We start from the raw sequence: 26476 nt of genomic DNA on the forward strand, positions 1-26476 counted from the left end.
CGCCTGGAGGAAGAATCGTGATCAGCAAGCGCTATGTCGCAGGCACCGCCATCCTGGTGGCTGCCGCAATCTCGCTCACCGCATGCGCGGGAACCGCGGCACCGTCGAGTTCCACTTCGAGCGCCGCCACCGCAGATGCCAAGACCGCCACGAGCGCGGCCGAGCTGGGCGGGCTGCCCGCCCTCGTCAAGGCCGCCAACGCGGAGGGCCAGCTCAACGTCATCACCCTCCCGCCGTCGTGGGCGAACTACGGCAAGATCATTGCCGGTTTCGAGAAGAAGTACCCGAAGATCACGATCAACTCGGCGAACCCCGACGGTTCAAGCGCGGACGAGATCTCCGCGGCCAAGGCGCAGAAGGGCCAGTCGACCGCTCCGGACGTCTTCGACCTCGGCACCGCCGTTCTGCAGCAGAACCTCGACATGGTCGCTCCGTACAAGGTCGCCAACTGGGCGGACATCCCCGCGGACTTCAAGGCCGCCGACGGAAAGTGGTACTACGACTACACCGGCCTGTTGTCGGTCGGTTACGACTCGAAGGTCATCAAGACCGCGCCGAAGTCCATCTCCGATCTTCTCGGCTCCGACTTCAAGGGCAAGGTGGCTATCAAGGGCGACCCGACCCAGGCGAACGAGGCCGCGAGCGCGGTGTACCTCGCCGCGCTGCAGAACAAGGGAAGCGCGAGCAACATCCAGCCGGGCGTCGACTTCTTCGCCAAGCTCAAGAAGGCGGGCAACTTCCTGGCCGTCACCCCCACCCAGGCCACCGTCGTGTCGGGCGAGACCCCGGTCGTGATCCAGTGGAGCTTCAACAACCTCGCCTGGGGCGAGGCGGGTGGCGCAGCCGGAAACCCGAATTTCAAGACTGTCGTCCTTCCGGGTACCGCGCTCGGTAGCTACTACAACCAGGCCATCAGCGTCGACGCACCGCACCCCGCGGCCGCGCGCCTCTGGGAGGAGTACATCTACACGCCCGCCGTGCAGAATCTCTTCCTCGCCTCGGGTTCCTACCCGGCGACGCTGGCCGCGATGGAGTCCGCGAAGACCGTGGATGCGAAGGTGCTCGCGACCGTCGGAGCTGCTCCGAAGGACTTCGTGCAACTCACCGCCGATCAGGCCACGACGGCGGGCACCCTGCTCGCCGCCAAGTGGGCCGCCGCAATCGGCTAATAACAGCACCGATGATGTCTGACGCAACCATCGCGCCAGCCACCACGACGAGCGGCGCCGGGGTCTCGACCCCCCGGCGCCGCAGCGTGGCCTGGCTCGGACTTCTGCCATTCGCCGGCTACGTGCTGCTCTTCCTCGCAGTGCCGGCGGTGCTGGCGGTGGGTAGCGGCTTCTTCACCCGCACCGGGGCGTTCACCTTTGCAAACCTCGCGGCGTTCGCCGACCCGAACATCCAGAAAGCCTTCTTCGCGTCGATCGGCATCTCGGCGCTCACCGCCGTGATCGGCGCGGTGATCGGCGCCATCGTCTGTTTCGCACTTCTCGGCACCCGTTCGGACGGATTCCTGCGCACCGCGGTCGACTCCGCCTCGAGCGTGCTCGCCCAATTCGGCGGCGTCATGCTCGCCTTCGCGTTCATCGCGACGATCGGCCAGCAGGGACTCATCACGAAGTGGCTGATCTCGACCGGCCTCGCCGACAACATCTTTCTCAACTTCAACAACCAGGGTCCGCTGCTCTACCAGATCTCGGGTCTCAACGTGGTCTACCTCTACTTCCAGGTTCCGCTCATGGTGCTCACCTTCATGCCGGCGATGGAGGGGCTGAAGAGCACCTGGGCCGAAGCCAGCGCAACGCTCGGCGGAACGCGGCTCACCTACTGGACACGAATCGGGATGCCGATCCTCGCTCCGGCATTCTTCGGAAGCCTGATCCTGCTCTTCGCCAACTCGTTCTCGTCCTATGCGACGGCGGCCGCGCTGCTCTCCCAGGGCGGCATCATCCCGCTCGCCATCAAACAACAATCGTCGAGCGAGACGGTGGTCGGAGTCGCGAACGTCTCCGGTGTGCTCGCCCTCGGAATGGTGGTCGTCATGATCGTGCTCATGACCGCGTATGCGGCACTCCAGCGTCGGGCATCGAGGTGGCAGCGATGACCGTCGCCAATGCAACGACCAGCGATCTGATTGCGCCGAAGGCGGCTCGGGGCCGCTCCGTCGGCCCGCGAAGCTTCGCGGCCGAGCCCGGACCGATCAGCCGCAGCATCATCCTCGGCATCGTGGGGCTGGTCTTCATCGTGCCGATCATCGCGATGATCGAGTTCTCGCTGAGAGTCGGCCAGCCGGTGGACGGGCGGCAGGCCTACGGCTTCCAGCACTTCGTCGCGGTCTTCGATCCGGTGAACTCGGCGGCCTACGGTGTGCTGTTCCAGGGCATCGTCAACTCGATCGGGATCTGTGCGATCACGGTGCTCATCGTGCTCGTGCTGCTGCTGCCGACCATGATCTTCGTCGAGCTCAAGTTCCCGGCGCTGCGGCGGGTGCTCGAGTTCGTCTGCATCATCCCGATCACCATTCCGTCGATCGTGCTCGTCGTCGGCTTCGTCCCGGTCTACTCCGTCGTCGCAGGCATCTTCGGCAGCCACCCCTGGACGCTCTCGTTCGCCGTGGGAATCATCGTGCTTCCGTACGCCTACCGTCCGATCGCGGCGAATCTCCGGGCGATCGAGGTGGTGGTCCTCAGCGAGGCGAGCCGCTCGCTCGGAGCCGGCTGGGTGAGCGTGCTCTCGCGCGTGATCCTGCCGAACCTGCGACGCGGCATCCTCTCCTCCGTGTTCATCACGATCGCGGTGGTTCTCGGGGAGTATACGATCGCGTCGTTCCTCAGCCAGAACACCTTTCAGACGGCGCTCATCCTCGTGCAGCACACCGACCCATACGTCGCCGTGATCTTCGCGCTCTTCGCGCTGATCTTCGCCTTCGTCCTACTCGTATTCATCGGACGCCTCGGGTCGGGTTCACCGCGACCGCGCCGCGACGGTCCGCGACGGCTCACTCGGAGGCCAGCATGACAAACACCCGCAGCTCCGCACGCAACACCGCGGGCGCGACGCCCGCGCTGACGCCTGGCCAGGCAATTCCGCCCGCCCGGGAGGGCGCCGCTGTCGAGCTGCGCAACGTCGTCAAGGACTACGCGGGGCACCGGGCCCTCACCGGCGTCAATCTCTCGATCGCGCCCGGCGAGTTCGTCGCGCTGCTCGGACCATCCGGGTGCGGAAAGACGACCGTGCTGCGCGCGCTGTCGGGCCTCGAGACCATCTCGGACGGCCAGATCAGGATCGACGGCGCGGATGTCGCCCAGCTGCCGGTGAACAAGCGCGACATCGGCATGGTCTTCCAGTCGTATTCGCTGTTCCCCCACATGACGGTGATGCAGAACGTCGAGTTCGGCCTGCAGATGCGCCGCGTGGATGCCGCGAGTCGTCGCGCTCGGGCCGTCGACGCCCTCGAGATGGTGGGCCTCGGCCACCTCGGCGGTCGCTACGCCCACCAGCTCTCCGGCGGACAGCAGCAGCGCGTGGCCCTGGCGCGTGCGCTGGTCACCCGCCCCCGGGTGCTGCTGCTCGACGAGCCGCTGTCCGCCCTCGACGCGAAGGTGCGCGTGCAGTTGCGCGACGAGATCCGGCGCATCCAGACCGACCTCGGCATCACGACAGTGTTCGTGACGCACGACCAGGAGGAGGCCCTCGCCGTGGCCGACCGGGTCGCGGTCATGCGGGACGGCAACATCGAGCAGATCGGCTCCCCGGAGCAGCTGTACACCCAGCCGGCAACCTCGTTCGTCGCGACCTTCGTGGGGCTCAGCAACCCGGTGGCGGCCGTGCTCGCGGGCGGAATCGTCACCGCCTACGGCGCGACTCTGCCGGTGCTCGGCACCGCGCCGGCCGACGGACCGGTGACCGCCTACATCCGGCCGGAGGACATCGCGCTCGGTTCGCGCGGCATCCCGGCGACCGTCGTCGCGTCGAGCTTTCTCGGCTCGCTCCGTCGCACCCAGGTGCGCATGGCCGACGACTCGCTGCTCTTCGTGCAGCACGACGTGCGCGAACGGCCGGTGTCCGGGGAGGCCGTCTTCATCGAGTTCGCCGGCCACCCGGTCGCGGTGAGCGAACGTGCGGAATGACACGGGGGCGCCGTCGCATACCGCACGGCGCATACGCCCGGACGTAGACTGACCGGGTGACTTTCGGACGACGGAAAAGGCCGCAGGATGCCCTCGAGCGGTGGCAGCCGGACGACGCGGTCCCCGCCGGCATGAAGGTCGCCGGCGCGTGGTCGTGGCGAATTCTCGCGCTCGCCGGCGTGATCGCCCTGTTCATCTTCCTCGTGATCCAGCTTCGTGAGATCGTCGTTCCGTTCATGGTGGCGATACTGCTCGCGGCGCTTCTCGTGCCGTTCGTGCAGTTCCTGCAGAGGCATCGCTGGCCCAAGTGGCTCGCCGTCGCCCTCGCCGAGGTCGGGCTCATCGCGATCGTCGCCGGCCTGGTCGTGCTCGTGGTGTTCCAGATCCGGGGCGGATTCCCCGATCTGCAGGCGCAGACCATCACCGCCTTCGAGGACTTCAAGAAGTTCCTGCTCGACTCGCCGCTGCACCTCACGGAGTCGCAGATCAACACCTATCTCGGCAACGCGTGGGCGAGCATCCAGAGCGACAGCCAGCAGCTCGTCTCCGGGGCGCTCACCGTCGGCTCGTCGGCCGGACGGTTCCTCGCCGGCCTGCTGCTCACCCTGTTCGCCACCCTCTTCTTCCTCATCGACGGCAAGGGCATCTTCGGCTGGTTCGTGCGGCTCTTCCCGCGCAAGGCGCGTCGGGCGGTCAGCGGGTCCGGCCAGGCCGGCTGGGTCACCCTCACCAACTTCGTGCGGGTGCAGATCTTCGTCGCGGCCGTGGATGCGGTGGGCATCGGACTCGTCGCCTTCGCCCTGCAGCTTCCCCTCGTGATCCCGATCGCGATCGCCGTGTTCCTCGGCTCATTCATCCCCGTCGTGGGGGCGGTGCTCACCGGTATCATCGCGGTCTTCATCGCGCTCGTCTATAACGGCCCGCTCGCGGCGCTCATCATGCTCATCGGCGTGATCGCTGTGCAGCAGATCGAAGGCCACGTGCTGCAGCCGTTCATCATGGGCAACGCCGTGAAGGTGCACCCGGTGGCCGTGGTGTTCGCCGTCGCGGCCGGCGGCTTCCTCGCCGGCATCCCCGGGGCGCTCTTCGCGGTGCCGGTCGTGGCGACACTCAACGTGATGATCAACTACGTCGCGCGCGGGGACTGGCGCAGCCGTGAAGACCCGACCCCGAAGGACGTTCTTCGTGATGCCTGACACCACCCTTGCCGGACCGACCCTCGCCGAGTTCGAGGCCGCGCGAGCGGTCGTCGCCCGGGTCGCCGAGGTCACGCCGATGGAGAGCTCGCGGTTCCTCTCCGAGGTGCTTGGCTCACCCGTGTATCTCAAGTGCGAGAACCTGCAGCGCACGGGCTCGTACAAGATCCGCGGGGCGTACAACCGGCTCGCGAAGCTCACCGACGAGGAGAAGGCGCGAGGAGTCGTGGCCGCCTCGGCAGGCAACCACGCCCAGGGGGTCGCCTTCGCGGCCCGCGAGCTCGGCATCGCGGCGACGATCTTCATGCCGGTCGGGGTGGCGCTGCCCAAGCTCCAGGCGACCCGCAACTACGGGGCCGAGGTGATCCTCCGCGGGCACACCGTGGACGAGCCGCTGCGCGCCGCCGCGGAGTTCGCCGCGTCGACCGGCGCGGTGCTCATCCCGCCGTTCGACCACCCGGATGTGGTGGCCGGCCAGGGAACGCTGGGCCTCGAGATCCTCGACCAGGTGCCGGACCTCGACACCGTCATCGTGCCGATCGGCGGCGGCGGTCTCATCTCCGGCGTGGCCAGCGCGCTCAAGCAGAAGTTCGCGACGCAGGGCCGCACGGTGCGCATCATCGGCGTGCAGGCGGCGAACGCGGCGCCCTACCCGCTGTCGATCCGCAACGGTGTGTCCACCGAGATCACCATCACTCCGACGATCGCCGACGGCATCGCAGTGAGCAAGCCGGGCATCCTCAACTTCGAGATCGTCAAGAACGCGGTCGACGAGGTCATCACCGTCACCGACGACGACATCGCGCGGGCCATGCTCGTGCTCATCGAGCGGGCGAAGCTCGTGGTCGAGCCGGCCGGAGCCGTGTCGGTCGCGGCGATCCTCACCGGCCAGGTGGTGAACTCGGGCACGACGGTCGCCATCCTCAGCGGCGGCAACATCGACCCGCTCGTCATGGAGCGGGTTCTCTCCCGCGGGCTCGCGGCATCCGACCGGTATCTCAAGATCCGGCTCATGCTGCCCGACCGCCCCGGCCAGCTCGCGCGGGTGGCCGAGCTGATCTCCGAGGCGAACGCCAACGTCGTCGAGGTGCTGCACACCCGCCACGGTCGCAACGCACTCATCAGCGACGTGGAGATCGAGCTGAGCATCGAGACGCGGGGCCCGGAACACGTGCAGCGTGTTCTCGGCCACCTCATCGAGGCGGGATACGACCCCCGCGTCGACTTCTGATCGAATCGCCGACCGCGGGTCAGGGCGTGTAAGTCTCCACCTTCACGATGTGCACGGTGATCTCCTTGCCGGTCGGCGCGACGTAGCTCGTGGTGTCGCCGACCTTGTGGCCGAGGATCGCCGTGCCGAGCGGGCTGCCCTCGCTGTACACGTCGAGGTCGCTGTCCTCGCCCACGATCTCGCGGCTGCCGAGCAGGAAGACGCTCTCGTCGCCGAGGAGCGTCGCGGTCACGACCGTTCCTGACTGCACGATGCCGGTGCTCTCCGGTGCCTCGCCGACCTTGGCGTGGCGCAACAGCTCGGTGAGCACACGGATGCGCGCCTCGATCTTGCCCTGCTCCTCCTTGGCGGCGTGGTAGCCGCCGTTCTCCTTGAGGTCCCCCTCTTCGCGGGCGGCCTCGATCTTCTTGGCAATCTCGGTTCTTCCGGCTCCCGCCAGCTGTTCGAGTTCCGCGCTGCGGCGGTCGAAAGCTTCCTGGGTGAGCCAGGTTTCGGTTGTCTCGTGGGACACGGTGAACTCCTTGGATGAACGACTGATCGCGCGGCCGCGGCCTCAGGGAGCGCGTCGTGGGATCGGGATAAACAAATGAGACCGGCCAAACGGCCGGTCTCCAATCGAATTACTCAGTTTAGGTCAGCCAACAGCGGTAGATCAAGCCGGTGACCGCCTGCTCCGCGGTTCGCACCGTGTTTGTGTGCCCCGTCGTGTAGAGCTTCGAGGCCGGAATCTTCACAATCCTCCAGCCGACGATGCCGTGGGCGTCGTTCTGAACCTGAAGTGCACAACTGGCCGTGCTCCCGACCGGCATCGACACCAGGAAGCTGATGCTCACGGCCTTGTCGTCGATGATCCGGTGGCTGGTGTCCTGCGCCTCGATCGAGCCCCCGGCCTGGTCGAGACCGGCCCAGATCACCCACGCCACCACGACGATGCCCACGAGCACGGCGAGACCGGTGTACAGCCGGCGATTGCGGCGCCTGATCGACGGCGTGCGTCCGTAGCGCTCGGCGAGGTCGCCGTCGTCCGCGCGCGCGGTGCGACCGATGGCAGTCATTCAACATCCCTCAGCGATTAGTCTTGGAATCCAAGGCTATCCGCTATCCCTGAGGAGTTCGGTGACACTGCGACTGCTGGCCGTGCACGCCCACCCCGACGACGAGTCGAGCAAGGGCGCAGCGACGTACGCGTACTACCGCAGCATCGGGGTCGAGGTCACGGTGGTGAGCTGTACAGGAGGCGAACGCGGCGACATCCAGAACGAGGGGCTGGTCGAACGCGCGGCAGCGGATCGGGACATGGCCGGGCTCCGCCGCATCGAGATGGCGCGCGCCCAGCAGGCGATCGGATTCGACCACCGCTGGCTCGGCTACCTGGACTCCGGGCTGCCGGACCCCGAGTCGGTGCAGGCCGGCGAGCCGCTTCCCGCGAACTGTTTCGCGGTAATCCCGCTCGAGATCTCCGCCGAGCCGCTCGTGCGCATCATCCGCGAACTGCGCCCGCAGGTGCTCATCACCTACGACGAGACCGGCGGCTATCCGCACCCCGACCACATCCGCACCCACGAGATCTCGATGTACGCGTTCGAGGCCGCCGCCGACCCCGCGCGGTATCCGGATGCCGGGGAACCGTGGCAGATCTCCAAGGTCTACTACGACCGCATCTTCAATGCGCCGCGGATCGAGGCGATGTACCAGTTCGTGCTGGCCAACGACCCGGGTTCCCCCCATCTCGAGCGCCTCACCGAGGTGCGCGGCTGGATGAAGGACCGCCCAAACCTCGCCACGACGCAGGTGCGGGTCGGCGACTTCCTCGAGGCCCGGGACGAGGCGCTGCGCTCGCACGCCAGCCAGGTGGCCCCGGACAGCTTCTTCTTCTTCTGGCCGAACGACATGCAACGCCAGGCCTGGCCGTTCGAGGACTTCCAGCTGGCCGTGTCGGTCATCGACAGCACCATCCCCGAGACCGACCTCTTCGCCGGAATCGCCAACGACCACCAAGGAACGTCATGATCGCCAGCATCCTCGCCCTCGCCGCCCAGGTGCCGGCCGCCAAGTTCGACGAAGAGTCCGTCACCCCCGGTTGGGTCGGTTTCGTCAGCACCTTCCTCATCGCCGCCGCCGTCGTGCTGCTGTGCATCGACCTCGTGCGCCGGGTTCGCCGGGTGCGCTACCGCGGCGAGATCCGCGAACAGCTCGAGGCCGAACGCCTCGCGGCAGGCTCGGGTCCGGAGAACCGGGACGACTGAGGCCGGCCGAACTGAGGCCGGCTACTCAGCCGCCGACGACGGGCGGGTTGGTCGCCACGAGGAAGATCGCCGTCCAGTGGCAGAGGAACGCCAGCAGCGTGAGAGTGTGGAAGATCTCGTGGAACCCGAACACGCCGGGGAACGGGTTGGGCCGCTTGAACCCGTAGGCGACCGCGCCGATCGTGTAGAAGAGACCGCCGACGAGGATGAGGGTCATCATCACGGCGTTCGCGTGGAAGAAGTCGACGATGAAGGCGAGGGCCGCGTAGCCGAGCAGGAGGTAGAGCGGCACGTAGAGCCAGCGCGGAGCACCGATCCAGAAGACCCGGAATCCGATGCCGAGCGCCGCGCCGCCCCAGACCAGCCAGAGCAGCAGCACCGCCTTGTCGTGCGGCAGGGCGAGCACGGTGATCGGCGTGTACGAGCCGGCGATGAGCAGGAAGATGTTGGCGTGGTCGAGCCGCTTGAGCAGACGCCTCGTCTTCTCCTGCCAGGTGACCCGGTGGTAGAGCGCCGAAATGCCGAACAGCAGGAGGGACGAGAGCACGAACACCGCGCTGGAGATCTTGGCCGCCGTGCCATCGGCGAGCACAATGAGGATCACCCCGAGCACGATGGCGAGCGGGAAGGTGCCCGCGTGGATCCAGCCCCGCCAGGTGGGCTTCTGCTCCGGCGTCCCGCTCTCGGCGATGGCATCCTCGAGAAGAGGAATGTTGGGCAGGCCGGCGCCCGGCTCCTGATCGACGCTGACGTCGTCCGCATCCTGCGTCATGCGCCAAGCCTAGCCGCAGAGTGGCGGCCGCGACTGGGAGCGAATCCGGGCGATTGCACTAGCGTTAGGTCGTGGCAAAGAGGGAGATACCGCTCGGTGAAGGGGTGCTCTACGGCCTCTACCAGAACCGGATCCGCCGCTGGCTGAGCAATCAGGAGCTGCCGAGGCACGTGGCGATGATCCTCGACGGCAACCGGCGATGGGCCAAGCAGCGGTTGCTCGAGACCGCCGCCCACGGGCACCGGGCAGGCGCGGCCAAGTTCCGCGAGTTCCTCATCTGGTGTGACGACCTCGGCATTTCGGTGGCAACCCTCTACCTGCTCTCCACGGACAACCTCACCGGACGTGACCCGGAGGAGCTCGACGAGCTGTTCCGGATCATCGGGGACCTCGCGGAAGACCTCTCGCACTTTCGCACCTGGCGCGTGCAGCATGTCGGCTCCGACGACGGACTGCCCGCCGGCCTGGTGGCGACGCTCGCCGCGGCCGAGAAGCGCACCGAGCACAACACGGGCCTGCACATCAACCTCGCCGTCGGCTACGGCGGGCGCCGGGAGATCGCGGATGCGATGCGCAGCATCGTGAAGAAGCACGGTGACGAGGGCGGAACGCTCGATGCGCTCGCCGAGATCCTCACCCCGGAGCTCATCGGTGACCACCTCTACACCGGCGGCCAGCCCGATCCCGACCTCGTCATCCGCACCTCCGGCGAGCAGCGCCTCAGCGACTTCATGCTCTGGCAGAGCGCGCACAGCGAGTTCTATTTCGTGGAGGCCCTCGGCCCTGACCTGCGTGAGGTCGACTTCCTCCGAGCGCTGCGAGACTATGCCAGGCGCCAGCGGCGCTACGGGAGCTGAACCGTGACCACCATCGACGACTTCGTCGCCGGTTTCGGCGAGGAGCCCGGCTACCTCAACTTCGCGAGCGTCGGTCCGCTCGGCCGGTCGGTGATCGAGGAGGAGCAGGCCCAGCTCGAGCTGTTGCGGCGTGTGCGCTTTGGGAGCCTGGGCAGCCTCGACCGGCAGGACGAGCGTGTGCGCTCCGCCGTTGCCGCCATCACCGGCTTCACCGCCGAGCAGGTCTGCTTCCAGCCGAACACCAGTACGGGGCTCATGCACGCGATGTTCGGCCTCACCGGGGGAGTGCTGCTGTCGCCAGCCGAATTCCCGAGCGTGACCTTCGCCGCGGCGCGCGCCGCCGACTCGCTCGGCGTGCTCAACCCGGTGTGGCTCGACACCGCGGGGGGACCGGTGACACCGGGCATCATCCGTGACCAACTCACGAAGAACACGGCCGCCGTCGCCGTGAGCCTCGTCGACTTTCGCACCGGGTATCTCGCCGACCTGGAGGGAATCCGGCAGGTGATCGGCGATCGCCTGCTCATCGTGGACGCGATCCAGGGCTTCGGGGTCGTGGATGCGCCGTACCGCGTCGCCGACGTCGTCGTGTCCGGCGGCCAGAAGTGGGTGCGCGCCGGATGGGGGACCGGCTTCCTCGCGCTGAGCGACCGGGCCGCCGAGTCGCTCACTCCGGTCTTCTCGGGGTTCAACGCGACGGACGAGGACGACCTGCCGCTCGACGCCGTCGTGCCTCCCGCCCGCGGCGTCGCGGCGTTCAGCATCAGCAACCCCGACCCGATCGCCCAGGCTCGGCTGGCGGCGGCGCTCGAAGACATCGCCCGGGTGGGGGTCGCCGCGATCGGTGAACGGCTGGCCGAGAAGGTGTCGCGGGTGATCGAGCTCGCGGACGAGTACGCGGTGCCCGTCTCGTCGTCGCGGGCCGAGCACGAACGCGCCGGAATCGTCGTGCTCTCGCCGGCGATCGACCAGCTCACGGTGCTCTCCGCGTCGCTCCACAATCACGGCGTCAGTGTCACGATCCGCCAGAACACGGTGCGGCTGAGTCCGCACGTCTCCACCGACGAGGAGTCGTTCGACATGCTCCGCGCGGCCTTCACCAGCTACGCCTCCGCCATCACCGTCTGACCCTCTGGGCTCATTCCCCTTCCGAAATCCATGCATCCTTGGGCGACACGCCGCCCGGCAGTCCCAACACGCCGCAACGCTGCACAGACTGCATGGATTTCGGAAGGGGGGGCTCACGAGTTCGGCCCCGCGAATTTACCGCGATGTAACACGGCACAGGGCGTGTCGATGCTGGTCTTGCCGATCGACCGACGTAGCGTCAGATCCATCGGGTATGGCACCCGATCGAGACGGCCACGTAAGTTCGTTTCGGAAAAAGACAGTGCCTAAAGGAACTGACCGGCCGTCACGCGACTGGATCCGAGTGTCAAACACTCGGGGATGGAGTTCACGTGGCCGCATTGGACAAGACCAGCCCAGCCTCCCCGTCAGCCTCGAAGGTCAGGCAAACCGAGCGCACGTATGTGCTCGATACGTCTGTGCTCCTGTCTGACCCGAAGGCGATCTTCCGCTTCTCGGAACACGCAGTCGTTCTGCCCGTCGTGATCATCTCGGAGCTCGAGGCCAAGCGCCACGACCCCGAGATCGGCTACTTCGCCCGGCAGGCTCTCCGCAACCTCGACGAACTGAGGATCCAGCACGAGAGGCTCGACTTTCCGATCGCGGTGGGCGATGGCGGTTCCCTGCGGGTCGAACTCAACCATTCGAACATGTCGGTGCTGCCCTCCGGTCTGCAACTGGGCGACAACGACTCGCGCATCCTCGCCGTGGCACTCAACCTCTCCAACGACGGGTTGGATGTCACCGTCGTCTCCAAGGACCTGCCCCTGCGGGTGAAGGCCGCGTCGATCGGGCTGGCCGCCGAGGAATACCGGGCGGAACTCGCGGTCGACTCCGGCTGGACCGGCATGGAGGATGTCACGCTCCCGTCCGAGCAGATGGCCAGTCTCTACGAGACCGAGTCGCTGCACACCCGCGTCGTCGGCGACACCCCGGTGAACACCGGACTGGTCATCCATTCGGACCGTGGATCGGCCCTCGGCCGGGTCACCGCCCCCGGGCAACTGCGACTGGTGCGCGGGGACCGCGACATTTTCGGCCTGCACGGCCGTTCGGCCGAGCAGCGCCTCGCCATCGACATGCTGCTCGATCCGGAGATTGGCATCGTGTCCCTCGGCGGCCGAGCCGGCACCGGCAAGTCCGCGCTCGCCCTGTGCGCCGGGCTCGAGGCGGTTCTCGAAAAGCAGCAGCACAAGAAGATCATGGTGTTCCGCCCGCTCTACGCGGTGGGTGGCCAGGAACTCGGCTTCCTGCCGGGCGACGCCTCGGAGAAGATGAACCCGTGGGCGCAGGCCGTGTTCGACACGCTGGGGTCGGTCGTCTCCCAGAACGTGCTCGACGAGGTCGTGGAACGCGGACTGCTCGAGGTGCTGCCGCTCACCCACATCCGCGGGCGCTCCCTGCACGATGCGTTCGTGATCGTGGATGAGGCCCAGTCGCTCGAGCGCAACGTGCTGCTCACCGTGCTCAGCCGCATCGGTCAGAACTCGAGGGTGGTCCTCACCCACGACGTGGCCCAGCGGGACAATCTGCGCGTCGGTCGGCACGACGGCGTGGCCTCGGTGATCGAGACTCTCAAGGGCCACGCGCTCTTCGGGCACATCACCCTGACCAGGTCTGAGCGTTCGGCGATCGCGGCGCTCGTGACCGAGATGCTCGAATCGAATGAGCTTGCCTGACAACTTGCCCGGGTAGACCGGTGAGGTCACCCACGATCGAGGGGCAGAGTTAAGCTCGTAGAGTGAGCAGCCTGACGATAACCGTGATGATCGCTTTCGCGATCCTCACGGTGTGGGGCCTCATCGCCCCACGCGGCCAGTGGCGCGCTCTCGCCGGATGGAGTCGACGTGATTCCGGCGGGGGCGACCCGGGTCCGCTCGCGGTTGCCATCCACCGGATCGTGTCTGCCATCGCCCTCGTGGTGGTCGTGGCCGGCAGTATTTCGTTGGCGAATCCGGTGCGCGAGGAGCTTCCCCGCGCCGTCGACGTGCCCGCGAGAATGAGCACGGTGGAGCGTCTGTGGGGTTCACCGGCGCCGGTCGTGGTCAACCGGGTGTTCGCCACGGTCTCCGCGCCCCCCGCCGGACTCGTCGTGCAGCCGGTGTTGAGGTATCAGGCCATGATCGGCGCGCAGCGCACGCCGAGCTACCTGTTCGGCCTGACAAGCTACACGAGGCACGGGGCGAAGCCGGGGGACGGCTACATCGGTTCGTCGCCACAGGTCGGCCTGACGGCGCTCGACTCTGCCGACCTGGTGTTGCAGGTGCGGGCAGACAAACGGTGCATCCCATACAAGGTCGCGCTGGTCGAGACGGAGGACACGGTCACCGTCGGGGTCTACTTCGGGCAGCCGAACGCTGCCGGTTCGGGCAATGACGCGAATGTCACCCAGTGCGACACGAGCGCGACCGGGTCGAAGGTGGTATCCATGCTCATCCCCGTCGACCTGCAGTCCGCCGTGGCCACCCGCACGGTGCAGAACTTCGACGGCTCGGCGATCGAGAGCGCCGGAGTGCCGACGAAGTAGGCTCCGCCCGGGGGCCTACGCCTGCGGCGGTCGGGTCATCGACAGCACGTCGAGCGCCGAGTCGAGCTGTTCGACCGTCACCTCGCCGCGTTCGACGAACCCGAGGTCGATCACCGATTCGCGGATCGTGATCGCCTTGGCCACCGCATTCTTGGCGACCTTCGCCGCCGCCTCGTAGCCGATCACCCGGTTGAGCGGGGTGACGATGGCCGGCGAGGACTCGGCGAGGGCGAGGGCTCGTTCCACGTTGGCCCGCAGGCCGTCGACCGTCTTGTCGGCGAGGGCGATCGTGGAGTTCGCGAGGAGGCGGATCGACTCGAGCAGGGCGGTGCCCATGACCGGGATCGCCACGTTGAGCTCGAACGAGCCGGAGGCCCCCGCCCAGGCGATCGTGGAGTCGTTGCCGATCACCCGGGCGGCGACCATGAGCACGGCCTCCGGAATCACCGGGTTCACCTTGCCCGGCATGATCGACGATCCTGGCTGCAGGTCCGGGATGTTCAGTTCGCCGAGGCCCGTGTTTGGGCCGGAACCCATCCAGCGCAGGTCGTTGCAGATCTTGGTGAGGCTCACGGCGATCACCCGGAGGGCTCCTGATGCCTCGACCAGGGCATCCCGGGCTCCCTGCGCCTCGAAGTGGTCGCGGGCCTCGGTGAGCGGCAGGCCGGAGTCGGCGGCGAGGAGTTCGATCACCCGCTGGGAGAAGCCGGCCGGCGTGTTGATGCCCGTGCCGACGGCGGTTCCCCCCAGCGGCACCTCGGCCACCCGGGAGATCGTGGACTGGATGCGGTCGATGCCGTATCGAATCTGGGCCGCGTACCCGGCGAACTCCTGCCCGAGGGTGACCGGGGTCGCATCCATGAGATGCGTGCGGCCGGACTTCACGACAGACTTCCACAGCTCGGCCTTGCTCTCCAGGGCGACGGCGAGGTGGTCGAGCGCGGGAACGAGGGTGCCGAGAAGCGCACCGGTCACCGCGAGGTGCACCGAGGTGGGGAACACGTCGTTCGACGACTGGGAGGCGTTCACGTGGTCGTTGGGGTGCACGGGCCGGCCGGCGAATCGGGTGGCGAGCGTCGCGAGCACCTCGTTGGTGTTCATGTTGGACGACGTGCCACTGCCGGTCTGGTACGTGTCGACCGGGAACTGGTTGTGATACCGGCCGGCGATGAGTTCGTCGGCGGCGAGCACGATTGCCTCCGCGATCTCCCCGTCGAGGATGCCGAGCTCGCGGTTGACGATGGCCGCCGCGCGCTTGATGCGGGCGAGAGCCACGATCTGGGCGGGCTCGAGCCCCGATCCGGAGATCGGGAAGTTGTCGACAGCGCGCTGCGTCTGCGCCCCGTAGAGGGCGGCGACGGGCACTCGCACCTCGCCCATCGTGTCGTGTTCGATGCGGTACTCGTCGTCGGCGACCTGGTGCAGAGTGTTCACGGCGCTGTGTCTTCCTTCTCGTTTATCCGGGGGAACCGGGATGGGGCGAACGGGGATGGTGGTGTCAGACCTCGCCGACAATGATGTCGGGAACGGCTGCACCCTGGAGCAAGCGGTAGTTCGCACCGACGATAGCCAGCGTACCCGCGGCGATCGCGTCGCTGATGAGCTCCGAGCTCTCGAGCAACTCGGTGACGGTGTCGCGCAGGTGTTCGCGGCCGACCTCGGTCGCATCCGGGCGGTCTCCGTCCGGGGCGGTGACGCGCTTCACCGCGGGGATGATCTTCTCGATCAGGCCGTGGATGTGCGGCGGCAGCGGAACGGCCCCCGGCGCCTGCGAGTCGATGGCCGCCTTCACCGCTCCGCACTCGTCGTGGCCGAGCACGACGATGAGCGGCACATGCAGCACCGTGACCGCGTACTCGAGGGAGCCGATCACCGAGTCCGAGATGATCTGGCCGGCGTTGCGCACCACGAAGAGGTCGCCGAGCCCCTTGTCGAAGATGATCTCGGCGGCGAGGCGGGAGTCGCTGCAGCCGAAGAGCGCGGCCTGGGGCGCCTGGCGGGCGACGAGTTGCTCGCGCCGCTCGACGTCCTGGCGGGGATGGCTCGGCTCGCCGTTCACGAAGCGCTGGTTGCCGCGGGACATCTCCTGCCAGGCGATGGACGGGGTTCGAATCTCGTCGCTCACTTGGCCGCCCCGTCCGCTTCGAGCTGCACGGCGATGGCGGTCGCGAGCATCCGGAATTCCGTCGTCTCGGCCGTGCCGTAGAGCACGATGCTGCTGCGCCCCACCGTCGTGGTGATGGCATAGGCGATGTTTCCGGTGCCACTCGCGCTGCGTCGGTCGTAGACGGTCCACTCGAGGCCGCCGATGGACTCCGTGCCGGTGGCCCGGGCCCGCTCGAGCTCGTTCGATACCCAGGTGCGGTTGGCATCGATGCCCTGCTTGAGCCCGATGAACTGCGTTCGCGGCGTGATGAACCCGATGGTCCACGCCGTGATTCCGTCGGCCGACGTGGTGACCCCGTCGTCGTTCGCGCTCCAGCCGCTGGGGAGCCGGGGCGCGGCGAGAGGCGCGCCGACGACCGGTTGCGACTTGGCAGCGTCGCTGACGAAGTCGACGGGTTGGCGGGCCGGCTGGTCGGGACGCACGACGACGATCACGAGCACGAGCACGACGCCGAGCGACGCGAGCAGGGCGAGCACGAGATTGATGAGGGACTGGTTGGAGCGGTGCTTGCGCGAGGCCTCCGCCTTGCGCGCGGCCGTCTCCTCCGGCGTCTCCGGTCGACCGAGCTCCGCGACGACGCGCGCCGGCCGGTCGGGGGGAAGGGGCACCGTTCTCAGCCCGCGACGGCGTTGCGAGCCGCGTCCAGTCGCGCCTTCGCGCCGATGAGCCACTCCTCGCACCGCTTCGCGAGGGCCTCGCCGCGCTCCCACAGGGCCAGCGACTGTTCGAGCGTCGTCGAACCCTGCTCGAGCTCGTTGACGACTCGCACGAGTTCGTCGCGCGCCTGCTCGTAGCTCAGGTCGGCGACCGCCGGAACGGGGGATGAGATCTCTGCCACGCCTTAACTCTACCGAGCCTTGGCGGCCATGGTCGGCTGCGGGGTGACGGTGGTGGTCACGGTGCCGTCGGCGAGAGTGAGGAGGAGCGGAGTGCCCACCGGGGCATCTTTCTCGCTGCGCAGCACCGCGCCGCCCGGCAGCTGGGCGATCGCGTATCCGCGGTCGAGGGTGCGTTGCGGCGACAGCGCCCGCAGCTGCGACCGCAACTCGCCCACACGAGTGCGGGAGCGTTCGATCATGAGGTCGATGAGTTCGGTGCTGCGGCCGATGTAGCGGCCGAGCTCCTCGGCGCGGGAGTCGACGAGCCAGGACGAGCTCGCGAGCACCGGGCGTGACCGCAGTTGCTCGAGGCGGTCGATCTCGGTCACGACGAAGCTCGTCACTCGGCTCTGGATGCGCGACCGGGCCTGCTGCACCCGGCTGAGTTCCTCCGCCACGTCGGGCACCACGCGCTTCGCCGCATCGGTGGGAGTGGATGCCCGCAGCGAGGCGACCTCGTCGAGCAGCGGCCGGTCCGCCTCGTGCCCGATGGCGCTCACGACGGGGGTGACGCACGCCGCGGCGGTGCGCACGAGGGTCTCGTCACTGAAGACGAGGAGATTCTGGAAGTCGCCGCCGCCGCGCGCAACGATGATCACGTCCACCTCGGGGTCCGCGTCGAGGAGTTTGAGCGCCGCCGTGACCTCGCCGGAGGCACGATCGCCCTGCACCGCGGTGTGCACGACGCGGAAGGCCACGGCGGGCCAACGCAACTGGGCGTTGCGCAGCACGTCCTTCTCGGCATCCGAGTCCTTTCCGGTGATGAGGCCGACACAGCCGGGCAGAAAGGGGAGCGGCTTCCGGCGGGCGGGGTCGAACAGGCCCTCCGCCATGAGCTTCTGGCGGAGGCGTTCGAGCCTCTCCAGCAGGTCGCCGAGGCCGACGTGGCGCATTTCGAACACCTGCATCGTGAGCGTGCCGCCCTTGACCCAGTAGTTGGGTTTGACGAGGGCGATCACCCGGTCGCCCTGCTTCAGGTCGTCCGGGAGCTTCGCCTTCACGGACGACCACACCGTGAAGCCGACTGTCGCGTCCACGTCGAGATCCTTGAGCTTTCCGTAGACGTTGCCGCCGGAGAGTCCCCACTGGGTGATCTCGCCCTCCACCCACACGGAGCCGAGCCGATCGATCCAGCCCTTGATCTTGTTGGAGAGGAGCGCGACCGGCCACGGGGCGTCGACGGTGGATGGCCCGGGATCTATCGTCATGGGCGAATCGCTCCTGCCGTCAAGATTGGCCACCCACGGGTGGCTCGCCCACGTACTCGTGTGCCTCGCCGGCGAGTTCCGGCCAGAGTTGCAGGTCGCTCACCCGCACCCGCTCGCGAGCCGGATGCCCGTCGAGCACGAATCGCTCGGCCACACCGCGGTGCACGAGGTCGCGCGCGCGGGCGGGCGCCACGTCGACCACGAGGTCGTCGCCCTCGAGAAAGGCGAAGAGCCTGCCGTGCACGAGCAGGCCCGCCGGGGTGGCCTCCACGCCGTCTTCGTCCCGCAGCGCGATTTCCAGTGTCTCGTACGCGTCCCGCGCCGCTCTGCCGGCCATCCGTTTGCCTCCCAGCGTCTCGGAGTGCACGCGAACTACAATCGGGTTCGTGAGCACGATAACCAACGGCGCTGCCGCCAGCCTGAACATGCCGCGGATTCCCGCGGTACGTAACAGGCTAAGGGACAACCCCGTCACCCATCCCAAGAGGGTGCTGCTCGCGGCGCCCCGTGGGTATTGTGCGGGAGTGGACCGGGCGGTGATCGCGGTCGAGAAGGCGCTCGAGCACTACGGTTCGCCGGTCTACGTGCGCAAACAGATCGTGCACAACATCCATGTCGTCTCCACCCTCGAGAAGAAGGGCGCGATCTTCGTCGACGAGGTCGACGAGGTGCCCGAGGGCTCGCACATCGTCTTCTCGGCGCACGGCGTTTCGCCCGCCGTCGTCACGGGCGCGGCCGACCGCAACCTCGAGGCGATCGACGCCACCTGCCCGCTCGTCACCAAGGTTCACCGCGAGGCGGTGCGCTTTGCCAGGGACGACTTCGAGATCCTGCTCATCGGCCACGCCGGCCACGAGGAGGTCGAGGGCACGATGGGCCACGCGCCGGAGCGCACCACCCTCGTGAACAGCCCGGCGGATGTCGCCCTGCTGCAGGTGAAGGATCCGGACAACCTCGTGTGGCTGAGCCAGACCACCCTGAGCGTGGACGAGACCATGGAGACGGTGCGCCTGCTGCGCGAACGCTTCCCCAACCTGCACAACCCGCCGAGCGACGACATCTGCTACGCGACCCAGAACCGGCAGGTGGCCATCAAGAAGGTCGCCGAGGAGGCCGAACTCGTGATCGTCGTCGGCTCGGCCAACAGCTCGAACACCGTGCGTCTGGTGGATGTCGCCCTCGAGAACGGCGCGCGGGCCGCCTACCGCGTGGACTACGCGAGCGAGATCCGTCAGGAGTGGCTCGACGGCGTCGCGACGGTCGGGGTCACGTCCGGCGCCTCCGTGCCGGACGTGCTCGTGCAGGAAGTGCTCGACGACCTCGCCGACGCCGGGTACACCGACGTGCGCCAGGTCGTGACGGCCGAGGAGGATCTGATGTTCTCGCTGCCCAAGGAATTGCGCAAGGACGCGAGCGGCCAGGCCGACTCACGCGGGCTCGGCGGCCGGACGCGACAACTCGATTGGCAGAAGAAATGACCGACCCCAGACCACGCCCGCAGTACGGCGAGTACGCGAGCCAGAAGGACCAGGCCGCGGCGGCCGGGCTGCCCGCCCCGTCGTTCGCGCCGCCCGTCGTGCCGCCCGCCGCCGAGCGGGCGGCCGAACGTGCGGCCGTCGAACGCGGTGCCGCGCCGTCGGCCACCGGCGCCGCCGCGCCGCGCCGTTGGGACATCTTCCTCAGCTACGCCCTTCTCGCCTATGGCGCGGTCACCGTGGTCGCCGGCTTCTTCCAGTTCACCGACCTGAATGCCGTGATCGAGCAGGTGTACACGATGATGAGCATCGGCACGTACACCCCGACGGCCCTCGCCGGCACGCTCGGAATCGTCATCAACGTCTCCAACGTCGTCCTCTTCGTGATCACCGTCGCCGTGACGATGAGGGCGCTTCGCAAGGGCCGCCTCGCGTTCTACCTGCCGATCATCGGTGGAGCGGTCGCCTACCTCGTCTCGTTCGTCTGCCTGGCCACGCTCATGCTCGGCGACCCGGCGTTCACCGCGTATGTCGGTCGCTGACCCTCGCGCCCTGAAGTCACCCCGCACCGCGCGACCGGCGCTCTCGTGGAACCTGCTACCGGCGGCCGGAGTCTCGGCATCCGCGGTTCTGCTCTTCGGCGTGCAGGCCCTGCCGGCCGGATACGCGACCCTGGCGGCCAGCCTGCTCGTGGCATTCGTTCTCGACCGCGACCTGTTCCGCAGCCTCGCGCTCGTGGCCGCCGGCCTCGGGATCGTCAGCACCATCTCGGTCGCGGCCGACATCAGCTATGCCAACATCGCGCTCATGGGCACGGTGCTCAGCCTCGCGGTCGCCGTGCCGTATGCCGCCGAGCGCTGGGGCTTCCCCCGGCTCGGCGCCGGGCGGGGTGCAGCCCGGGCGATCCGGTTCCCGGTCAACACAGGCCACCGCTGGACCCGGCTCGAACGGGCGTACCTGCCGATCGTGCTGGTGCTCGGCTACTTCATCCTGCCGTTCTACTTCATTGGCTCGGGGGCGTACCGCAACTGGCCGGCCATCCACGCTCCAGACGAGCTCGCCCGCCTGTTCGTCGGCGTGAACTTCGTCGGGATCTGGGACGAGATGTTCTTCATCTGCGTCGTCTTCGCGCTGCTGAGGCGGCATTTCCCCGTCTGGCAGGCGAACCTGCTGCAGGCGGTGATCTTCGTCTCGTTCCTCTGGGAACTCGGCTATCGCGGCTGGGGTCCGCTCATGACCTTCCCGTTTGCGCTACTGCAGGGGTACATCTTCGCCCGCACCCGGTCGCTCACCTATGTGGTGTGCGTGCACCTGCTGTTCGACCTGGTGGTCTTCCTGGTGCTGGTGCACGCACACAATCCGGGCTGGCTGCGGATCTTCCTCTACTGACCGCGCGGGCGGCCGGTGGGGCTAGTTGCCCGAGTGGCCGGCCGATCCGAGCTGCTGGGTCGCCTGCACCACGCGCTTCGCCATCGCGGTCTCGGCGAGCTTGCCCCAGGAGCGCGGGTCGTAGACCTTCTTGTTGCCGACCTCGCCGTCGACCTTGAGCACGCCGTCGTAGTTCTTGAACATGGTGTCGGCGATGGACCGCGTGAACGCGTACTGCGTGTCGGTGTCGATGTTCATCTTGATGACACCGTTCGCGACGGCGGTCGCGATCTCCTCGTCGGTGGAGCCCGATCCGCCGTGGAAGACGAGGTCGAGCGGCTTGTCGCCGGTGCCGTAGCGCTGGGCGATGCCGACCTGGATCTCGTGCAGCAGTTCCGGACGCAGCTTGACGTTTCCGGGCTTGTAGACGCCGTGCACGTTGCCGAAGGTGAGGGCGGCCATGTAGCGGCCGTTCTCGCCGAAGCCGAGCGCCTCGACCGTCGCGACCGCGTCGTCGATGGTCGTGTAGAGGTGCTCGTTGATGTCGTGGCTCACGCCGTCTTCCTCGCCGCCGACCACGCCGATCTCCACCTCGAGGATCGCGTTGATCGCCTTCATGCGCGGCAGGAGCGACTGGGCGATCTCCAGGTTCTCGGCGAGCGGCACGGCCGAGCCGTCCCACATGTGCGACTGGAAGATGGGGTTGCGACCCGCGCGGACCTCGGACTCCGAGGCCTCGATGAGCGGCAGGACGAAGCCGTCGAGGGCGTCCTTGGGGCAGTGGTCGGTGTGCAGCGCGACCGTGATCGGGTAGTTCTTGGCCACCTCGTGGGCGAACGCGGCGAACGCGAGCGCTCCGGCCGCGCGGTTCTTGACGGTGTGCCCGGCGAAGTAGTCCGCGCCGCCCGTCGTGACCTGGATGATGCCGTCTGAGCCGGCCTCGGTGAGTCCCTGGAGCACGGCGTTGATTGTCTGCGACGACGACACATTGAACGCGGGGTAGGCGAAGCCCCTCGCCTTGGCCTTGTCGAGCATGTCGGCGTACTGCTCGGGGGTTGCGATGGGCATTGCGTCTCCTTCTGGGCTACTCGGACTGGCAGATCGGGCCAGAGCCGAATTTACGGTACGAGTCTATTGACTCCCGACGCTGGCGAAAGAATGCCGATTGTTTCGCGAACGAGGGGACCGCGACGGGAGGCCGGCTCGCTAGCCTTGAAAAGTGAACACTGACACCGCCAACCTTTTCCAGCATCCCGACCGCAACCTCGGGATGGAGCTCGTGCGAGCGACCGAGGCGGCGGCCATTCGAGCCGTGCCCTTCATCGGCCGGGGCGACAAGAACGCCGCGGACGGAGCGGCCGTCGACGCGATGCGCAAGTTCCTCGGCACGGTGGGCTTCGACGGCCTGGTCGTGATCGGGGAGGGCGAGAAGGACCACGCCCCCATGCTCTTCAACGGCGAGCACGTCGGCACCGGGCAGGGTCCGGCCTGCGACATCGCGGTCGATCCCATCGACGGCACCTCGCTCACCGCGGCCGGTCGCCAGAACGCGCTCTCCATGATCGCGGTGGCCGACAGGGGCAGCATGTACGACCCGTCTGCGGTGTTCTACATGGACAAGATCGTCACTGGGCCGGAGGGCCACGGCGTGGTCGACCTTCGCCAGCCGATCGGCGAGAACATCCGCGCCCTCGCCAAGGCGATGAAGAAGGACATTGCCGACATCGTCGTGGCCGTGCTCGACCGCCCGCGGCACGCCGAGCTCATCGACGAGATCCGGGCGGCGGGAGCCGGCACGCGATTGCTTCTCGACGGCGACGTGGCCGGTGGCATCAACGCCGCGCGTTACGACGCGCGGATCGACATGTGCGTCGGGCGCGGTGGCACCCCGGAGGGCATCATCACGGCGTGCGCACTCAAGGGACTCGGCGGCTTCATCCAGGCGAGGCTCGCCCCGCGGGACGACGACGAGCGCCAGAAGGCGATCGACGCCGGACACGACCTCGACCGCATCCTCGAGATCGACGACCTCGTCACGAGCGACAACACCTACTTCGTCGCCACCGGCGTCACGGACGGCCAGCTCGTCGGCGGCGTGCGCAAGAAGGGCCCGATCGTGCGCACCGAGAGCATCGTGCTGCGCGGTCGCTCCGGCACCATCCGCCGCGTCGTCGCGGACCACCTCGCCGAGAAGTGGCTGTAGGCAACCCCAACCCCGGCTAGGCCGTGCGGTCCGGTTCCACCTCGAGGGCCGCGACGGCCTCGAGTTCCGCGACGAGCTCGTAGGCGCTCAGGTCACGCGGAAAGTCCTCGATCTCGTCGTGGCTGCCGAGCACCTTCGACTCGTCGAGAACGTTCAGCTTGCGCGCCGAGGGGAGCACCTGGCGCTCGAGCGACCCCACGAAGCCGTTGTAGTTCTTCACGGTGCTCTCGATCGACCGGCCGAGTTTGTCGACATGGCTCGCGAGAGTGGACAGGCGGCCGTAGAGCTCGCGGCTCAGGTCGAAGAGCATCTTCGCCTCCTGGGTCACGACATCCTGCTGCCAGCTGAAGGCGACGGTCTTGAGCACCGACCACAGCGTGACCGGGGAGGAGAGGGCGACGCGCTTGGAGAACGCGTAGTCCATGATGCCCGGGTCGGCCTCGAGGGCGCTCGAGACGAGCGACTCGCTCGGGATGAAGGCGATCACGAGTTCGGGGGACGCGTCGAGCCCAGCCCAGTACGCCTTGCTGCCGAGGGTGTCGATGTGCGCGCGCACCGCCTTGACGTGCTGGCGGATGAACTGCTCGCGCCGCGCGCCCTCCTCGCCCGTCGCGGTGACGGCTATCTGGCTCGCCTCGAGGTAGGCGTTGAACGGGACTTTCGCGTCCACGGCGATGTTCTTGCCGCCGGGAAGGTGGATGACCATGTCCGGTCGGCCGGCTCCGGCATCCGAGGAGATGCTCGACTGCACATCGAAGTCGACGCGTTCGATGAGGCCCGCTGCCTGCACGACGTTGCGAAGCTGGGTCTCGCCCCACACCCCGCGGGTGGCGTTGTTGCGCAGCGCGGAGGCGAGCGACTCCGCGGTGCTGCGGAGGCGTTCCTCGGACTCGGTCGCGGTGCGCAGCTGTTGGCTCAACTCGCCGTGCTGCTGGCTGCGCTGGGCCTCGAGTTCGGTCACCTTGAGCTGCATCGTGCGCAGCGACTCCTGCACGGGGCTGAGGGCCTGCAGCACGCGGCTCTCCTTCTGCTGCCGCTCCGCCTCGGCCGCCTGCTCGAGGCGGTGGCGCTCCACGAGCTCGCGGTACTGGGCCTGCTGACCGGCGACCTGCTCCTTGAGGGCGAGCGCAGTGGCCTGGATGGCGGCGAGCTCCGCGCTCAGCCTGGACTGCTCGGCGAGTCCGTTGGCACGCACCGCCGCGAGGGCGATCTCGTGCTGGGAGGCGACGAGCGCGGGGTCGATCGGAACCGGGTCGGTCGCCGCCGGCCTGCCTGCCTGCCGGGCCCGGGCGAGCAGGAGCCCGATGACTGCGCCGAGCAGCACCCCGATGAAGAGGCCGATGATGAGGGCGAGAAACGGGTCCATGAACCCAGTGTGACAGCGGGTTCCGACAATGCCGGGAAGCATCGCCCGTGATGGGCGGATCCCGCGGTCAGGGCGGGGAGAAGGCCGGGGAGAAGGCCGGCGAGTAGGTCAGGCCGGCCCGAGGGTGACGGTGTCCTCGCGGGAAACGCGCCAGGGGAGCGCCACCAGCCCCAAACATTTCGAGAACAATAACTGGCGAATTTCGGGCCGATCCCGCGGCTAGCATGGCGGCATGGACATCGTGAACCACTGGATCAACGGCGCGACATTCGAGGGCGAATCGACGCGCACCGGACCGATTTTCGACCCCGCTCTCGGCAGGGTCGCCCGCGAGGTTCGGCTGGCCACGACGGGCGACGTCGACGTCGCGGTCGCCACGGCGAAGGCGGCCTTCCCGGCCTGGGCGGACACCTCGCTCGCCAAGCGCCAGTCGATCATCTTCAACTTTCGCGAGCTGCTCAACACGCGCAAGCTCGAGCTCGCCGAGATCCTCACCGCCGAGCACGGCAAGGTGATCTCCGACGCCCTCGGCGAGATCGCCAGGGGCCTCGAAGTCGTGGAGTTCGCCACCGGCATCCCGCACCTGGTCAAGGGCGAGTACAGCGAGAACGTCTCCACCGGGGTCGACGTGTATTCCACCCGCGAGCCTCTCGGCGTGGTCGGCGTGATCAGCCCGTTCAACTTTCCGGCCATGGTGCCGCTCTGGTTCTTCCCGCTGGCGATCGCCGCCGGCAACACGGTCGTGCTGAAGCCGTCGGAGAAGGACCCCTCGTCATCCATCTGGATGGCGCAGCTGTTCCAGGAGGCCGGACTGCCCGACGGCGTGTTCAACGTCGTTCACGGCGACAAGGTCTCGGTGGATGCCCTGCTCGAGCACCCGGATGTCGCCTCCATCTCGTTCGTCGGGTCCACCCCCATCGCGAAGTACATCTACGAGACGGGGTCGAAGTACGGCAAGCGGGTGCAGGCGCTCGGTGGCGCGAAGAACCACATGCTCGTGCTTCCGGATGCCGACCTCGACCTCGTCGCCGACTCGGCCGTCAATGCCGGATTCGGCTCGGCCGGTGAGCGCTGCATGGCGATCAGCGTGCTCGTGGCCGTCGAGCCGGTGGCCGACGAATTGATCGAGAAGATCGCCTCCCGCATGTCGAGACTCCGGGTGGGGGACGGCCGCCGCAACTGCGACATGGGACCGCTCATCACGCGGGAGCACCGCGACAAGGTGGCCGGCTACATCGACATCGCGGCCGAGGACGGCGCGAAGGTCGTCGTCGACGGTCGCGGAATCGCGGTCGACGGGGAGACCGACGGTTTCTGGCTCGGCCCGACGCTCATCGACGCCGTGCCCACCACCTCCCGGGTGTACACCGACGAGATCTTCGGCCCGGTGCTGTCCGTGGTGCGCGTGGCCACCTATGAGGAGGGCGTCGCGCTCATCAACGCCTCGCGCTACGGCAACGGCACGGCGATCTTCACGAACGACGGCGGCGCGGCGAGGCGGTTCCAGCGCGAGGTGCAGGTGGGGATGATCGGCATCAACGTGCCCATTCCCGTGCCGGTCGCGTACTACTCGTTCGGCGGCTGGAAGGACTCCCTCTTCGGCGACTCGAAGGCGTACGGGCCGGACGCCATCCACTTCTTCACCCGCCAGAAGGCCATCACGCGCCGCTGGCTCGACCCGAGCCACGCCGGGGTGAACCTGGGCTTCCCGCAGAACAAATAGC

28 protein-coding genes are annotated in these 26476 nt (G+C 67.9%); 17 read left to right on the forward strand and 11 right to left on the reverse strand.

The features are described from left to right. The first annotated feature begins 17 nt into the window (after window positions 1-17). Genes VIM54_RS01555 through ilvA form a run of 6 tightly spaced genes read left to right on the forward strand, consistent with a single transcriptional unit; the run spans window position 18 to window position 6557 of the window. Window positions 18-1169 (forward strand): ABC transporter substrate-binding protein, encoded by a 1152-nt coding sequence (locus VIM54_RS01555; protein ID WP_331898577.1) that lies wholly within the window; start codon window positions 18-20, stop codon window positions 1167-1169. A gap of 14 nt (window positions 1170-1183) precedes the next feature. Then, complete coding sequence (locus VIM54_RS01560) at window positions 1184-2104, forward strand: ABC transporter permease (protein WP_331898671.1); 921 nt, start codon at window positions 1184-1186, stop codon at window positions 2102-2104. Continuing rightward, window positions 2101-3018 carry an ABC transporter permease gene (locus VIM54_RS01565; RefSeq protein WP_331898579.1) on the forward strand — a complete coding sequence of 306 codons (918 nt, stop codon included), beginning with the start codon at window positions 2101-2103 and terminating at the stop codon, window positions 3016-3018. Before VIM54_RS01560 ends, VIM54_RS01565 begins: the two co-directional genes overlap by 4 nt. After that, window positions 3015-4130: an ABC transporter ATP-binding protein gene (locus VIM54_RS01570; RefSeq protein WP_331898581.1), complete on the forward strand. Its 1116-nt coding sequence runs from the start codon at window positions 3015-3017 to the stop codon at window positions 4128-4130. The genes VIM54_RS01565 and VIM54_RS01570 overlap by 4 nt, the downstream gene beginning before the upstream one ends. 56 nt (window positions 4131-4186) lie before the next feature. Beyond that, the gene (locus VIM54_RS01575; RefSeq protein ID WP_331898583.1) at window positions 4187-5326 is read left to right on the forward strand and encodes an AI-2E family transporter; all 1140 of its coding nucleotides are present in this window, start codon (window positions 4187-4189) and stop codon (window positions 5324-5326) included. Continuing rightward, window positions 5319-6557, forward strand: a complete 1239-nt coding sequence (ilvA, locus tag VIM54_RS01580; RefSeq protein ID WP_331898585.1) for a threonine ammonia-lyase — start codon at window positions 5319-5321, stop codon at window positions 6555-6557. The genes VIM54_RS01575 and ilvA overlap by 8 nt, the downstream gene beginning before the upstream one ends. 19 nt (window positions 6558-6576) lie before the next feature. Here ilvA and greA read toward each other — a convergent pair whose 3' ends face one another. Both greA and VIM54_RS01590 read right to left on the reverse strand, forming a co-directional pair. Then, on the reverse strand, window positions 6577-7068 hold the full coding sequence (greA, locus tag VIM54_RS01585) for a transcription elongation factor GreA (protein WP_331898587.1): 492 nt from the start codon (window positions 7066-7068) through the stop codon (window positions 6577-6579). 118 nt (window positions 7069-7186) lie between these two features. Next, window positions 7187-7612, reverse strand: coding sequence for a DUF4307 domain-containing protein (locus VIM54_RS01590; protein WP_331898589.1), 426 nt, complete (start codon window positions 7610-7612; stop codon window positions 7187-7189). A 61-nt stretch (window positions 7613-7673) separates the two neighbouring features. Between VIM54_RS01590 and mca the strand changes: the two genes are divergently transcribed. After that, window positions 7674-8567 carry a mycothiol conjugate amidase Mca gene (mca, locus tag VIM54_RS01595; RefSeq protein ID WP_331898591.1) on the forward strand — a complete coding sequence of 298 codons (894 nt, stop codon included), beginning with the start codon at window positions 7674-7676 and terminating at the stop codon, window positions 8565-8567. Further along, window positions 8564-8803 (forward strand): hypothetical protein, encoded by a 240-nt coding sequence (locus VIM54_RS01600; protein ID WP_331898593.1) that lies wholly within the window; start codon window positions 8564-8566, stop codon window positions 8801-8803. Before mca ends, VIM54_RS01600 begins: the two co-directional genes overlap by 4 nt. 25 nt (window positions 8804-8828) lie before the next feature. On the opposite strand, the gene trhA is transcribed toward VIM54_RS01600, so the two are convergent. Further along, window positions 8829-9575, reverse strand: coding sequence for a PAQR family membrane homeostasis protein TrhA (trhA, locus tag VIM54_RS01605; protein WP_331898594.1), 747 nt, complete (start codon window positions 9573-9575; stop codon window positions 8829-8831). A gap of 71 nt (window positions 9576-9646) precedes the next feature. Here trhA and VIM54_RS01610 point away from each other — a divergent pair, with 71 nt between their 5' ends. The 4 genes from VIM54_RS01610 to VIM54_RS01625 all read left to right on the forward strand — a co-directional run bounded on the left by VIM54_RS01610 (window position 9647) and on the right by VIM54_RS01625 (window position 14087). Then, window positions 9647-10432 carry an isoprenyl transferase gene (locus tag VIM54_RS01610; protein ID WP_331898595.1) on the forward strand — a complete coding sequence of 262 codons (786 nt, stop codon included), beginning with the start codon at window positions 9647-9649 and terminating at the stop codon, window positions 10430-10432. 3 nt (window positions 10433-10435) lie between these two features. Then, window positions 10436-11560, forward strand: coding sequence for an aminotransferase class V-fold PLP-dependent enzyme (locus VIM54_RS01615; RefSeq protein ID WP_331898597.1), 1125 nt, complete (start codon window positions 10436-10438; stop codon window positions 11558-11560). Between the two features lie 341 nt (window positions 11561-11901). Then, entirely contained in the window at window positions 11902-13239 is a 1338-nt protein-coding gene (locus VIM54_RS01620; RefSeq protein ID WP_331898673.1) for a PhoH family protein, read from the forward strand. Window positions 13240-13301: 62 nt separating this feature from the next. Next, a complete protein-coding gene (locus VIM54_RS01625; RefSeq protein ID WP_331898599.1) occupies window positions 13302-14087 on the forward strand; it encodes a hypothetical protein in 786 nt (261 codons plus the stop codon). A 15-nt stretch (window positions 14088-14102) separates the two neighbouring features. Here the strand turns inward: VIM54_RS01625 and VIM54_RS01630 are convergent, their stop codons facing one another. The 6 genes from VIM54_RS01630 to VIM54_RS01655 all read right to left on the reverse strand — a co-directional run bounded on the left by VIM54_RS01630 (window position 14103) and on the right by VIM54_RS01655 (window position 18677). Then, window positions 14103-15521: a class II fumarate hydratase gene (locus VIM54_RS01630; RefSeq protein ID WP_414673149.1), complete on the reverse strand. Its 1419-nt coding sequence runs from the start codon at window positions 15519-15521 to the stop codon at window positions 14103-14105. A 64-nt stretch (window positions 15522-15585) separates the two neighbouring features. Continuing rightward, entirely contained in the window at window positions 15586-16170 is a 585-nt protein-coding gene (locus tag VIM54_RS01635) for a carbonic anhydrase (RefSeq protein ID WP_331898676.1), read from the reverse strand. Window positions 16171-16208: 38 nt separating this feature from the next. Next, the gene (locus VIM54_RS01640) at window positions 16209-16862 is read right to left on the reverse strand and encodes a DUF4245 domain-containing protein (protein WP_331898601.1); all 654 of its coding nucleotides are present in this window, start codon (window positions 16860-16862) and stop codon (window positions 16209-16211) included. 5 nt (window positions 16863-16867) lie between these two features. Then, window positions 16868-17083, reverse strand: a complete 216-nt coding sequence (locus tag VIM54_RS01645; protein WP_147783193.1) for an exodeoxyribonuclease VII small subunit — start codon at window positions 17081-17083, stop codon at window positions 16868-16870. An 18-nt stretch (window positions 17084-17101) separates the two neighbouring features. Beyond that, window positions 17102-18340 (reverse strand): exodeoxyribonuclease VII large subunit, encoded by a 1239-nt coding sequence (gene xseA, locus VIM54_RS01650; RefSeq protein WP_331898603.1) that lies wholly within the window; start codon window positions 18338-18340, stop codon window positions 17102-17104. Between the two features lie 19 nt (window positions 18341-18359). After that, a complete protein-coding gene (locus tag VIM54_RS01655) occupies window positions 18360-18677 on the reverse strand; it encodes a hypothetical protein (protein ID WP_331898605.1) in 318 nt (105 codons plus the stop codon). Between the two features lie 88 nt (window positions 18678-18765). Between VIM54_RS01655 and VIM54_RS01660 the strand changes: the two genes are divergently transcribed. Genes VIM54_RS01660 through VIM54_RS01670 form a run of 3 tightly spaced genes read left to right on the forward strand, consistent with a single transcriptional unit; the run spans window position 18766 to window position 21204 of the window. Then, the gene (locus tag VIM54_RS01660) at window positions 18766-19818 is read left to right on the forward strand and encodes a 4-hydroxy-3-methylbut-2-enyl diphosphate reductase (protein ID WP_331898680.1); all 1053 of its coding nucleotides are present in this window, start codon (window positions 18766-18768) and stop codon (window positions 19816-19818) included. Further along, the gene (locus tag VIM54_RS01665) at window positions 19815-20357 is read left to right on the forward strand and encodes a DUF6264 family protein (RefSeq protein ID WP_331898606.1); all 543 of its coding nucleotides are present in this window, start codon (window positions 19815-19817) and stop codon (window positions 20355-20357) included. Before VIM54_RS01660 ends, VIM54_RS01665 begins: the two co-directional genes overlap by 4 nt. Next, window positions 20344-21204, forward strand: a complete 861-nt coding sequence (locus VIM54_RS01670; RefSeq protein ID WP_331898608.1) for a CPBP family intramembrane glutamic endopeptidase — start codon at window positions 20344-20346, stop codon at window positions 21202-21204. The genes VIM54_RS01665 and VIM54_RS01670 overlap by 14 nt, the downstream gene beginning before the upstream one ends. A 21-nt stretch (window positions 21205-21225) precedes the next feature. Here the strand turns inward: VIM54_RS01670 and fbaA are convergent, their stop codons facing one another. Next, window positions 21226-22251 carry a class II fructose-bisphosphate aldolase gene (fbaA, locus tag VIM54_RS01675; protein WP_331898610.1) on the reverse strand — a complete coding sequence of 342 codons (1026 nt, stop codon included), beginning with the start codon at window positions 22249-22251 and terminating at the stop codon, window positions 21226-21228. 202 nt (window positions 22252-22453) lie between these two features. Between fbaA and glpX the strand changes: the two genes are divergently transcribed. Further along, window positions 22454-23386 (forward strand): class II fructose-bisphosphatase, encoded by a 933-nt coding sequence (gene glpX / locus VIM54_RS01680; RefSeq protein ID WP_414673152.1) that lies wholly within the window; start codon window positions 22454-22456, stop codon window positions 23384-23386. Window positions 23387-23402: 16 nt separating this feature from the next. On the opposite strand, the gene VIM54_RS01685 is transcribed toward glpX, so the two are convergent. Then, window positions 23403-24752, reverse strand: coding sequence for a DNA recombination protein RmuC (locus VIM54_RS01685; RefSeq protein ID WP_331898613.1), 1350 nt, complete (start codon window positions 24750-24752; stop codon window positions 23403-23405). Between the two features lie 232 nt (window positions 24753-24984). Here VIM54_RS01685 and VIM54_RS01690 point away from each other — a divergent pair, with 232 nt between their 5' ends. Then, entirely contained in the window at window positions 24985-26475 is a 1491-nt protein-coding gene (locus VIM54_RS01690) for a CoA-acylating methylmalonate-semialdehyde dehydrogenase (protein ID WP_331898615.1), read from the forward strand. Window position 26476 lies beyond the last annotated feature (1 nt).

The sequence above is a fragment of the Lacisediminihabitans sp. genome (genome assembly GCF_036569425.1).
GTDB lineage: Bacteria > Actinomycetota > Actinomycetes > Actinomycetales > Microbacteriaceae > Lacisediminihabitans.